The sequence below is a fragment of the uncultured Tessaracoccus sp. genome (assembly GCF_947255005.1).
In the GTDB taxonomy this organism is placed as follows: Bacteria; Actinomycetota; Actinomycetes; order Propionibacteriales; family Propionibacteriaceae; genus Arachnia.
The window spans coordinates 130,179-142,128 of the sequence record NZ_CAMYFI010000001.1 but is presented as its reverse complement, the minus strand read 5'-3'; the positions used below and the strand labels follow the sequence as shown (position 1 = coordinate 142,128).

Sequence of the window (11,950 nt, the reverse complement as noted above, 5' to 3'; positions counted from 1 at the left end):
GGTGACACATGATCCGCTCACTTGCCGCACAGGTTGCAGGTGCCTTGAATCAGCCCGTGATCGCGTTGATCGTGGCCAACACTTCACTCACGACGACACGAGGCGCCTGAGCCCACGGTACGTGCCGCACGTGCCCCAGGATGGCTACAACATCCGGGGACAAGCCGCGGCCGGGCATGGCTCCCATCCCGAGCGCCTTCGGGTCGATCACGCCTCGCAGCAGATATACCGACGCAATTCGCTGCGGGAGCTGCGATGTCACCGGGCCCATGCCGAGCCCCGGGGTGAGCTGGATCACCGCCGTCACGTCGCCTTGCGGGAAATAGCGCCCCATGAGGTGGTAGACGCCCCCGTCCAGCACCCTGCCGGGCTCCCAGCGGTGTTTCTCCCGCGCACCGACAACATAGCCCGCATCTACCGAGTCTGGCCGGAGGCCGTGCAACTCGAGATCTTCGCCCTGGCTGGCAGGCAGCTCGAACCAGGGACGGGACAGTTGCGGGAACGACTCCACCAGCTCGTAATCGGCCTGCACCCGACTCCAGCGGGCACGTTCGTCGTCGGAGAGCTCTGCGGGATGCACGATGTACAGCTCGCGTCCGGCAAGACTGATCGGCGCGTCGTCGGCGTCGACGAGGATGCCTTCCTCATCGAGGCGGCCGAGCCCGACGCGGGTAGCGCCGTCGAGCACTCCCCACACCACCGCCTGCAGCAGGACGCGGAAGATCGGCTTCGGCGCCAGGTGGTGCTGAAACTCCTCAGCGCTCCACCGCCTTCCGGAGAGCATCGCCTGCTCCAGCCTTGTCCGCTGTAACTTCGCGCTGTCTGCAAGCGTCTTCTTCAGCTCCTTGAACTCGGCCCGGGCCTGGTTGGCAAGCTGACTATCGTCGGAGCCGGTCACCGGCGGCAGCGTCGTGCGCGTCTTGCCGGTGGGACGCCCGTCGTTGTCCAGCTGCCGCACGGCGATGGTGCCCTTGGGCGTGAGAGCCGCGCGGAACCGACGCGTGCCGTAGCTGAACTCCCGCGTCCCCCGGGCGTCGAGGCCGATGTCTGCGACGCTGCGGTCTTCAAGCTGATCTCGCGTGAGGCCCAGCTCGCTGGCGACATCCTCGATGAGCTCGCCTGCCGCCTTCTTGATCATGGCGGTCTTCATCGTGCTAGCGACGGTCATGAGTGTCTTCAGCGCCGCATCAGAGCCGACGTCGCGAATCGCTTTGAGGGTGTCCACGGCACGGTTGTACTGGGAGAATTCGCGCCAGTAGTTCACCAACGGTTCGATTCTGCGCACGAACCCATCGCCGCCCACACAGCCCGCGCCCCACATGAGCCAAGTCTCACGCGCAGGTGTCCCCCGGGCGAGCCACGTCTCCAGCAGCTGGATCGCGAAGCGGTCCCTGAGTTCTTCCGGCACGCGCTCGCGTATCGCCATCACCAGCGGATCGTTGCGACGCCACCGCCGCAACGGTGCCAGCAGCAGCTGCAGTTCAGGCTCCGCGAGGCGCTGGCGATCGTCGACGACGAAGGTCGGCAACATCGCGGCGAGACCTCGTTGCACAGCCACTGCCTCCTTTCCCTGCGCGGCCTCGGCCCACCACGGAGTCTGGGGGTCAAACGGCTCGAGTCCACGCTCAGCGAGCACCTCTTCTATCACGGCGCGTACACCGTCGGAGGTGTCCTTGACGACGCTCTTCAGTTCACGGGTGGAGACGGGTCGCAGCACGACCGACAGCGGCGCCGCGTCCTGGGCGGAAAGCTTCGCGGCGTAGATGAGCGGACGGTTGGCTTGCAGCCACTCCAGTGCCTTTTGAGCGTAGGAGCTGTCGAGGAGCCTCGTGAAACCCAGCACTGCACCCGGGCCGTGCAGGCGAGCAGTGAGGAGCTCCATCGTCAAGGTGGCGCCGTGCTTGAAGGTGTTGCCCTTGATCTGCTCGGCGAGCAGCTCGAACCCAGGTGAACCTGTGTTCTGCAGCCAGGCCAGCGCCACGTCGGGATGGATCAGGTTCACCCCCAGCCTCCGCGCCTCACGCACCCGCTCCTCAGGTGTCGACGCGAACAAGCTGAGGCCGGGTTCGTCGTAGATCTCCGTGCGGGTGAACCTGCCGTCCTCGAACGCATCGATGACCTTGCGTGTGTCGTCGGCGTGGGTGCCGAGCAGCGCGGAGAGGTAGGTCAACTGCCGCCATTCCACTTCAGTGAGCTGCCCATGGAACCACCACCGGGCGTCAACGACGCTGGCCAGCTCAGCGCGCTGCGCCTCCTCCACGTGCGGCCAGAGCGCTCTGAGGCCAAGCCAGTTGAATTTCGATGAGAGCGTATGAACACAGCTGCCGCCTGAGCACAACGGGGACTGCGTCATGCAGTCCTCGAACTTTGCGATCAGCTCGGGCAGCGTGTCCCCGCCTGTCAGCACGTCCAGCATCACTGCCAGCGGACCGGGTAGCACCACGAGGTCCGCGGGCAAGTCCAAGCCGGTGTTGTCCGGGTCCCTGAGGTACTGCAGCCACCAGGCCGCACGTTCACGACTGGGCACGCCCTCGAACGGCGATTCCTCGAATATCCAACGCCCGACCTGGAATCCACCCTTGCGGAAATAGACATACCGGGCGATCCGCTGCGCCCGCTCCCGCTCCGAATCGGGGTCGAAAGGTCGATCATCGACGGCGTCTACGATTGCCCTGGTGAAGTCGGTGCCCTGTTCGTGCCAGAACACCTCAAGGCCCAGGTCCTGAGGTTCAAGGTGGCGGGGAGTCTGCTGCATGCGCCCCATGCTACGGCCCAGGCGAGTCCTCGGCGCCGGAGCGCGCGTTGCGAACCCTTCGAGCATCCTTGGGACCCGAGAAAGCCCGCCCAGGCCGGCTGGTGGTGCCGAAGCCTGAAGGGCTCAACCTGGTCGGCCGCGGTCAATCCAGCAGCTCACGATGCGCCCACGCCTGGGCGCGAATCGGGTCCTTCGCCCCCTGCATACGCCGCTCGTAGTAACCACGGAGCCGGGAGCGATCCTCGAGGTCGTCCTTCAATGCTGACCCGGCGAGGGCGGAGGTGAGTTCCTTGCCTCCAGGTGTGCCGTCGCCGAACCATGCCGCTTCCAAGCCTGCAGCGAGCCCCGTCGACACCGCCTCGGCGGTCGACATCGCACTGCTCAGTCGCTCGACGCCCTGGTTGCCTGCGCGCCCTGAACGCAGTTCTCGAAACACCTCGACGATCACCCGCGTCAGGTCGCGTGGCAGCCGGGCGGGGACTCCCGCTTCCGCGAGCAGCGCGTCTGTCTCACGCTGCACCAGCGCGGCCTCGACATCGGCGTCGGGGATGGGGCCGATGGTCTCGAAGTTGAACCGTCGCTTCAGCGCGGCCGACATCTCGTTGACGCCGCGGTCGCGGGTGTTGGCGGTGGCGATGACGTTGAAACCGCGCAAGGCGTGCACGGTGCGGGCGTCGCCGTCGAACTCAGGAATGGTGAGAAGGCGGTCGGAGAGCACGGAGAGCAGCGCATCCTGCACCTCAGGCGCGCAACGAGTGATCTCCTCAAAACGCACCACCTTGCCCTCAGTCATGCCACGATGAATGGGGGCGGGCACGAGCGCGCGCTCAGTCGGCCCTTCCGCTAGGAGTAGTGCGTAGTTCCACGAGTATTTGATGGCGTCTTCCGTGGTGGCCGCTGAGCCCTGCACGGTGAGCGACGTGTCACCCGAGACCGCCGCTGCCAACAGCTCGCTGAGTAGCGACTTCGCCGTGCCCGGCTCGCCAATGAGCATCAATCCTCGATTCGTGGCGAGAGCCACCACACAGCGTTCCACCAGGGCCCTGGAGCCGACGAATTTAGGCGAGATCTCTGCGCCGTCGCCGAGCACAAATTCCACGACGGCAGGAGCCGATAGGCGCCACCCCTCGGGCGCAACTCTGCCCAGGCTCGCATCCCGTGCGGCGAGCGTCGCTAACTCTTCAGCGAAACGCACCTCGGCTGGAAGGCGTTGCAGGCGTGCGGCCATGATGACCCCTTTCTCCACGGCACCATGAGCCTAGCTGCGCTGCCTGTGCATCCGAAGGCACCCGTCATCCTTGCTCGACGGTTGCTTCCGGTTCTCGCATGTCCCTCCCGGGCAAGCGCAGTTCGTGGGTGTAGAGGCCCCACGCGACCACTGCGACGAGCACGAGCATGACAGGCCAAGGGCCGTTGCGCATGCCGAAGTTCAGGGCACTAAAGGTCAGCAAACCAGCGGTGACAAGCATCGCAACACGCATGAGGCGTTGCGGTGGACGGCTCATCGGCAGCAGCACCGCGCCCCACAGGAAGTACCAGGAGTGCATCGCGGGCACCCACAGCGCGAACCACAGCAGCGACCACGACACAAAGCGCAACGGCTGGGTACCGAGGTATTTCGCCGCGAACACCACCATGCCGACGGCGATGATCACATACCCGAGCTGGCGGACGATCTCGAAGGCCACCGCACCTGCCGCCGGATGCCCCGTCGTAGCAAAGAGGTACTCCACCCCTCTACCCAGCAGCACGACGATGGCCACCGTATCCACCTGGCCGGGCACGTCGGAAGAATGCAGCCAGCCGTACCCCAGCCTCGTTGCGAAGGTGATGGCGCAAAACGTCAGCACGCCAATGCCGAGCGACAGCAGCGAGCGCCCCAGCCCCACGCACAGAGGCTTCGCCTTGAACGACGTGCACGGGCGAACGAGAAATGGCAGCGCGACTGCCGCGATGATGGCCGGCTGCTTGATCGAGGCCCCCACCCCAACGGCTACGGCGCCGGCGAGTACCGCGTACCAGCGCTCCCGGAAGCGGAGCGTGAGCCAAATGCCGAGCACCATGAAGCCCGTCATGAGCGCGTCGTTGTGGGCGCCGCCAACGAAGTCGATCAGCAGCAGCGGGTTCAAAGTGACGAACCAGCTTGCGAAGCTGCGGCCGAGGTTCAGCAGCCCGGCGATACGCGGCACCGCGAAGCCGATGAGCGCGACGCCCACGATGGCGGGAATGCGGTGCAGCAGCGCGGCCCGGAGTGGGTCGAACCCGCCGAGCGCCATCAGCCCTTGTGAGATGCGCAGCGACAGCGGCCCGTACGGCGCCGGCGTGTCGCGCCACACCCATGCCACCTGGTCGGCGACGTAGCCCGGCAGCGCACCCGGCCCCACTTGGTACGGGTCGAGGCCGTTGTGTAGCAGCCACCCGTGGGCGACGTAGGAGTACACGTCGTGGGAGAACACGGGCGGTGCGACGAGGAGCGGTGCGCAGGCGATGACGAGCACGGCCCAGTTGCGCAGCGGGGGGCGTCCCCGCTCGCGGCGGTCGCTCGGGCGAAGACGGAACCAGGCGACGAACATGAGCGCCAAACCGAGCATCACCAGCACCGTGCCTAGCCAGCGCAGCGCTTCGATGCCCTGGGATGTCTGCGGCAGCACGCTCCAGAACGGGGACGCCTGCGGGAGATACGCGGGGCTCAGCGAACCAAGCAGGATGCACAGCGAACCGGCGAAGGCGCCCCACACCGCGCGCGACCCCGCAGCCAGCTGCAGATCGCGGAGCCTTCTCGTTAGCATCACGCGTCCTCGGGGGCAAGCGCAGCCTTGCCCTGCAGGAGGTCGTCGAGCTGACCCGCCGGTGCGACGCGGCTGTCGCGCCACTCGAGCGCGTCCGTCGGGCACTGTTCGATGCACACCCCGCAGAACATACACAGCGACCAGTCGATCGAGAACGTGTCGAGCACGTTGTGGGTGCGCGGGCGCGCTCCGGGTGCGGGAACCGTCTGCTCTTGGTGCGAGGTGAGGCGGATGCACCACGTCGGACACTCTCGCGCGCAGATCATGCACGAGGTGCACAAGGATTCTCGAAGCTGGATGGATCCGTGGATCATCGACGAACCCGCACTCTCGTTCCCGTCGCGCTCAGCGCAACATCTTCCGCCGTCGCGGCTGGATTCTCAGCGACGGTGGGGTCGGGCACGCCGACCGGAAGCAGCGAGCGTCTGCTCGGAGATGCTTGGCCTGGCTCCACCGCGCCCGGCCACGACGATTCTCCCCGCTCGGGGAGGAGGAACTCCTTGCGCAGCGGGTGGCCCTCGCCGTGATGGATGAGCGGGGCGTCGTCGGCGCCGTCGAAAGTGATGCCAAACATGTCGTGCACCTGGCGCTGCAACCACCCGGCGCCGGGGAGCAGGTCGTCGATGCGTGGAGCGGTGGGTGCATTGCGGTTCGTGGCGTGGGAACACTCACGGCGTTCGCCGTCTAAGGGGCGCTCCAGCATGGCCACGACGCGGAACCCGCCGTCGCGTCCGAGCTCATCCACGGCTGTGAGGAACGTGAGGAAGGTGAACCCCTCATCGATCGCGCTGCGCACGGATTGCCGGAACTCAGCCACGTCGCACCCCCTCGATGACTTCGGCAAAGGCCTCTGGAGGAGGGGGGCAGCCGGCGACAAAATGATCGACGTCGACGATGCCGCCCGCCCCCTTCTGGACCGCGTACGAATCCCAGTACGGACCGCCGATGCAGGCGCAGGCGCCGAACGCCACCACCGTCGGTCGCGACGGCAACGCGTCAATGGCAGCTTGTGCGGCGGGTGTCATGGCGTGGGTCAACGTGCCCGACAGCGTGAGCACCACGTTCGCGTCGGCAGGAAGCTCGTCAACGGGCACCCGCGGCCGGGCAGCGAGTGCGGCCTGTGATTCGAGGGCGCAGCAGGCGAGTGCGAGGTCGACGACGTACACCGAGCCGTCGGAGCACCAGTCCACTGCCTGCAACATGGCAGACAGTGTACTGTCACCGGGGTCTTCGTTACTCGCACCCGCCTGGCGACGCCGTCAGACGAAACGCACCTGGCGACCGAGCGTGCCGCGAAGGCGCTCCGGGTCAGGCCGCACCGATTTCGCCCATGCGAGGCGCTCCGCGAGGCCGAGGCGTTCGCTGGCTTCCTGGTTCGTGGGGTCTGCCATGAACTCCTCAATCGCGGTGATCGAGCGTTCGAGGAGGGCGCGCTCATTGTCGACGGCGGACTGCAGGCGCTCGGCGTACCATGCTGAGGCGAGCACCGACTCCCTGGTGAACATCGCACGGAAATCCGGCGAGTGCAGCGTCATCCCGTCGTATTCACCGTAGGCCATGATGCCCAGGAGTGCCTTAATCGGCGGCACCGCATATTCGACGGTCCCGTCATCAAAGTAGCTCTGCCCCACCCGCTGGTGCGTGGTGACGATGGTCTCCACCGATGACGCGTACTGCGCCGCGTCCTGCTCTTCCGGGCGCAGCATGTCGTCGGAGAACACCACATACGGGTGCAAGAAGATGCGCCCGAAGTACTTCGTAGTGAACCTCTGCGTCATGCGGTAGCCCAAGCGGCTCGCCTCATACGTCTTGCCCTCAAACTCGAAGTCGGGCACCGGCTCGAGCGCCCCTTCGGCGATGAGGTGCTTCGCGTCGCGTTCCTCGGGGGTCATGCGCGAGAAGAGCTCGGGGATGAGCAGCGAGATGTCGTGGTCGACGCGCACGTTTGGGCCAACCACACCGGCCGACGACAACCAGCCGTCGTAGCCCGTGAGCACGAACGACAACAGCGCCGCGTTGAGGTCGTAGGTGGTGGGCAGCGCGTTGAATGGTTTCTTCGTCATCGCGCCTTCGGAGCCAGCCCCGGTGGTGGAGGGCGATTTTCCTGTCATGGACGAGATGAACTCCATCATGAGCTCCGGGAGCTCCATGTAGTGCAGCGGCGCGTAGGCGCACAGGGCCGGGACGCCGTCGGAAGCGGCGTTATTGCGTCGCCCAGCGGCCACCACGTCGACGCTGTGCCTGAGCGGTTCGTCGTGCCGGAGCCCGAGCGCCATGCGTTCCCCCACTTCAGCGAGTTGGGTGGCGCGAGCATTCGCGATGTCGGGACGCACCTGCAGGTAGCGCGGGTTCTTCGTTCGAACGCCGTTGACGATGCGCGGATGCGCCGACGACACCACATACTTGGCCTTACTGTGGCCAGCGGCGAAGCGTTCGAGGCGACGACGCATCGGCTTGGTGAACTGCGAGAAGCCCACCGCGTCTTGGGTGATTTCCTGCGCCTCCTCGCGCGTGAGCGGCGCGAAGTTCGACAAGAAAGCGCCTTCAGCGATGTCTCTCTCCGTCTGCTTGTCGTAGCCACGGTGGATGGCGTCGTCGGGGCGCTGGAAGAGCAACCTCTCCGCGTTCTCAACGTATTTGCGGCTCAGCCCCTCGGCCAGCCCGTGCTCCCCGCCGGGCGCGACGATGGACGCGGTGATGTCATCCTCGGTTTGCACCTTGGCCGCGGGGTGGAAGTCATGGCGCAACCCGAACAGTCGCCACGAATCGCCTTCTTCGTAGCCGACGCGCAACATGTTGACGCGAATCTTCTCGCCGTCTAGGCGCAACGCGTGCCCGGTGCGTCCGTTCAGGCTCGGCACCGCGAAGTGGCTCGCCCAGTCATCGCCCCATTCGGGGCGGTAGAACCGCTTGACCACGAAGACGAGCTCTTTCACGTGGTACGGGATGCTGTCGAGCCAGGCGTTGTACTCGTCGGTGTAGTCCGACGATGGGCTCAGCAGCTTGATGACCGACCCGACGCTGCGTTCGTCGGACAGCAGCGGGCGAACGTCGTGGGTGGCAGGGTCGTTGAAGCGGTCGGAGAAGTCGTGGTCGACGATGTTGGCAACTTGCCGCATGTCCTCGTCGAAGTTCTCGACGTAGGCGTTGCCGACGATGAACGCGTCGGTGATGTCCTTCGAGATCTCCGACTTGCCGCCGCCGGAAACCGTGGCGGGCTTGTGCGCCTCGGTGGCTACCGCGACGCTACCGACGAGGGTCCACTGGCTGCCGTCGACCTCCAGGTGCAGCGGTTCAATCTGGTACCCGTCGGGCGTGATGTAGGTGTGGTCGCCCTTGAGCGGGATGGAGTGTTCTCCCTGTGCGTTATGCCACGTCACGGTGGAATCGCGCAGCGACAGTTCAGTGTTCGGCGGAATCAAGAGGAGCCGTTCGATATCCGTCGCGACGGCGTACCCCTCAGGCTGCACATCCCAGCGCTCCGGATCGTGCTCGACCGCCTGCTCGAAGGTTTGGTTGGGGTTGCTGTCGGTGGTGAACGTCTGGCCGAGGTTGTACCGGGGGTAGGTGCGGGCGCCGCCTGAGTGTTCCTCTTCGACGAGGCCGAGGAGGTTGCTGGCGTAGCTGATCTGCGCTTTGACCTCCTTCTTACAGTAACCGAAGTAGTTGTCGGCGATGACGGTGCAGATAACGCCTCGCTCGTCGCGCACACACAGCTTGAACGCCGTGCCGCCGTTGTAGCGCTCATCGGGCTCGCTCCAGCACTGGCCGTCTCTACGCTGGCGCTCGGTGGCGTCATCGACGTGGGGCAGGCCGAGTTCCTTCTTGGTGAGGTGCGTGAGGTGCGGGGCCAAGATGACGGCGCCGGTGTGGCCGGTCCAGGTTTCGGGGTCGAGTGCGGCGTCGTTGTCCGGCAGCAGCGGGTCGCCCGCGTTTCCGAAGATGCCTTCGACGAAATCAAGGTTGGCCATGAGCGTGCCGGGCGCGAAGAATCGGACCTCCATGGTGCGGCGCGGGGTGAAGCCATGCACCGGAGGCACCACTACTGGGCGAAGGAGGAGCGAAGCCCAGCAGTAGGCCGGCTCGTCTTCGTCCGCGGTGTACGGCAACAGCATCGCGTCCTTCGGAGGTTGCAGCGCTGCGGCGAAGATACGAGCGGCCACCTCGCGCGGCACCGCAATTTTGTCGTCTTGGATGGGGAGGCCACCTTCGGCGATATGGAACACGCCCTTGGTGGTGCGACGGTCATTCGCGGGGTTGTGCAGTACTCCGTTGGCGAGGCGGTAGCTGCTCAGCTGTTCAGAGTGGAACTCGTCGCCGCGGCGCGGGAGGGTGAGTTCGCGTGCCAGCCCCGGCTGATCGAGCACGAAGGAGCGGCTGGGAAGCTTCTCATCCCAGTCGGTGCCCTCGAAGTAGGAGTCAAGGAATGTCTGAATGCGGTCGTCGACGGGGGGCATCGCGAAACTCAGCCGACGGTTCAACTCGCGCTGGCGCTCGAGAATGGGGCTGACCAGAGCCGCTTCCTGCTCACGTCGCCCCTTGCGAGGCCTGGAATATCCCAACAGTCCAAGTCGAAGCTCAATTGCTGCAGTCGTCATGTCATTGGCCATGCACCCATTGTCGCCCTCAAGGGAAACGAACCAAAGGGCGCCCCTCACTTCAGTCAGTGCGGTTGCTCGTTTCGTGAGCGGCGCGCGACAAGCACTAGGGGCGCTTGCGACGGCGTTTACGGACGCGACTGCGCACCGATTCAATGAAATGCAGCGTCGACGGGTAGTTCCTGGCTCCCGACAACAGCAATCCGCCCACAACGAGCGCGGTGATACCCGTTGCCGCACCTCCCACAAACACCGACGCCCTCGCACCGAAGTAGTCACCGATCCAGCCCACCAGTGGGGCTCCGATGGGCGTGCCGCCGAGGAATATAGCCATGTAGAGCGCCATCACGCGCCCGCGCATCTCGGGTTCGGTGGTGAGCTGCACGCGGCTGTTGGCTGCGGTCATGACGGTGATGGACAGGAACCCCGTGGGCACCAGCAAGAGGGCGTAGAGCCAGTACCAGGGCGTGACGGTGAGCGCGCACATGGCCAGCGAGAACCCGAAGAGCGCACCGACCAGCAGGCGAAGCCTCGGGTAGCCGCGACGAGCTGCGAGCACCGCACCGGTGAGCGTGCCTGCAGCCATCATCGAGCCCAATAATCCGTACTCCCCAGCGCCCAGGCCGTAGGCTTCCGTCGCCATGAGTGCATTCGTGATCTGGAAGTTCAGCCCGAAGGTACCGAGCATGAACACCATGATGAAGATCTTCACCAGGTCAGAGCGTTTTAGCACGTAGGCGACGCCCTCCCGGATGGCACCCTTCCCCTTGCGCGGCTTCGGCGGGTGGAGTTCGTTGGCGCGCATGAGGGCGAGCGCGGTCACGGGAGCCACGAAACTCACCGCGTTGATCCACAGCGCCGGCACCACACCGAACGCACCAATCAATACGCCCGAGACCGCCGGGCCGATGAGGCGTGCGCAGTTGAACTGCATGGAGTTCAATCCGACGGCGTTGGGCAGCAGGTGCTCCTCCACCATCTCGGAGACCATGGCCTGCCGAGCGGGGGCGTCGAACGCCTGCACCAGGCCGGTCAGCGCAGCCAACACATAGATGTGCCACAACTCAGCCACTCCGAAGGTGACGAGCAGCGTGGTGCACAAGGCGGTGACGCCGAGCCCCATCTGCGTGAACTGCAGCATGCGCCGCTTCGACATGCGGTCTGCGAGCGCGCCGGCATACGGGGAGAAAATGGGAATGGACAAAAACTGCAGCCCGGCGACCAGGCCGAGCGCAGCCGCGTCGTTGTCCGTGAGGATGGTGAGCACCAGCCAGTCTTGGGCGATCACGCTCATCCAGCCCGCGATGTTGGAGATCAGCGACGCGATCCAGAACAGCCGGAAGTTGTAGACCTTAAGGGACGTAAAGGTGGAGTGACGACTCACGCGATCACCCGCTGCAGGATGGCCGCCGCACGCCCCAGCACCTGGCGCTCGTCGGCACTCAGTGCGGTGAGGCGCTGCTCCATGAAGGAGTCACGGATGCCGGCGGTACGTCGAAGCTCTGCTCGCCCCTCGTCGGTGATGCACACGTTGCGACGACGACCGTCGTCCGGGTCTTTACTGCGCTCGATGAAGCCCAGCGCTTCGAGCCCGTCAAGGGTTTTCGTGATCGACGGGGCGCTCACCTGCTCCGCCTCGGCGAGTTCACCGGGCGACTTCGGGCCACGCTTCAGGTTCCACAGCACGGACAATTGGTGAGGTGGAATGGCGGAGCCGGATTCGAAGCGCACCTTGTGGCTCACGAGCTGACACGCCAGACGTACCTCGTTTGCCAGTGTGCTCGTCGAATCCACGCGTTAACCACCTC

General features: G+C 65.6%; 9 protein-coding genes. All 9 read right to left on the bottom strand.

What is annotated here, in order from left to right; genetic code table 11:
- Window positions 1-49 precede the first annotated feature (49 nt).
- The 9 genes from Q0X61_RS00625 to Q0X61_RS00585 all read right to left on the bottom strand — a co-directional run bounded on the left by Q0X61_RS00625 (window position 50) and on the right by Q0X61_RS00585 (window position 11,936).
- Entirely contained in the window at window positions 50-2,755 is a 2,706-nt protein-coding gene (locus Q0X61_RS00625; RefSeq protein ID WP_297739255.1) for a DUF4132 domain-containing protein, read from the bottom strand.
- A gap of 142 nt (window positions 2,756-2,897) precedes the next feature.
- Window positions 2,898-3,983 carry an AAA family ATPase gene (locus Q0X61_RS00620; protein ID WP_297739252.1) on the bottom strand — a complete coding sequence of 362 codons (1,086 nt, stop codon included), beginning with the start codon at window positions 3,981-3,983 and terminating at the stop codon, window positions 2,898-2,900.
- A gap of 64 nt (window positions 3,984-4,047) precedes the next feature.
- Window positions 4,048-5,544, bottom strand: a complete 1,497-nt coding sequence (gene mptB, locus Q0X61_RS00615) for a polyprenol phosphomannose-dependent alpha 1,6 mannosyltransferase MptB (RefSeq protein ID WP_297739249.1) — start codon at window positions 5,542-5,544, stop codon at window positions 4,048-4,050.
- A complete protein-coding gene (locus Q0X61_RS00610; RefSeq protein ID WP_297739246.1) occupies window positions 5,544-5,858 on the bottom strand; it encodes a 4Fe-4S binding protein in 315 nt (104 codons plus the stop codon). The genes mptB and Q0X61_RS00610 overlap by 1 nt, the downstream gene beginning before the upstream one ends.
- The gene (locus tag Q0X61_RS00605) at window positions 5,855-6,361 is read right to left on the bottom strand and encodes an NADH-quinone oxidoreductase subunit C (RefSeq protein WP_297739243.1); all 507 of its coding nucleotides are present in this window, start codon (window positions 6,359-6,361) and stop codon (window positions 5,855-5,857) included. Before Q0X61_RS00605 ends, Q0X61_RS00610 begins: the two co-directional genes overlap by 4 nt.
- The gene (locus Q0X61_RS00600; RefSeq protein ID WP_367270686.1) at window positions 6,354-6,743 is read right to left on the bottom strand and encodes an NADH-quinone oxidoreductase subunit B; all 390 of its coding nucleotides are present in this window, start codon (window positions 6,741-6,743) and stop codon (window positions 6,354-6,356) included. Before Q0X61_RS00600 ends, Q0X61_RS00605 begins: the two co-directional genes overlap by 8 nt.
- Window positions 6,744-6,803: 60 nt before the next feature.
- A complete protein-coding gene (locus tag Q0X61_RS00595) occupies window positions 6,804-10,154 on the bottom strand; it encodes a hypothetical protein (protein WP_297739237.1) in 3,351 nt (1,116 codons plus the stop codon).
- Between the two features lie 94 nt (window positions 10,155-10,248).
- Window positions 10,249-11,526, bottom strand: a complete 1,278-nt coding sequence (locus Q0X61_RS00590) for an MFS transporter (protein WP_297739234.1) — start codon at window positions 11,524-11,526, stop codon at window positions 10,249-10,251.
- Window positions 11,523-11,936 carry a MarR family winged helix-turn-helix transcriptional regulator gene (locus Q0X61_RS00585; protein WP_297739231.1) on the bottom strand — a complete coding sequence of 138 codons (414 nt, stop codon included), beginning with the start codon at window positions 11,934-11,936 and terminating at the stop codon, window positions 11,523-11,525. The genes Q0X61_RS00590 and Q0X61_RS00585 overlap by 4 nt, the downstream gene beginning before the upstream one ends.
- Window positions 11,937-11,950 lie beyond the last annotated feature (14 nt).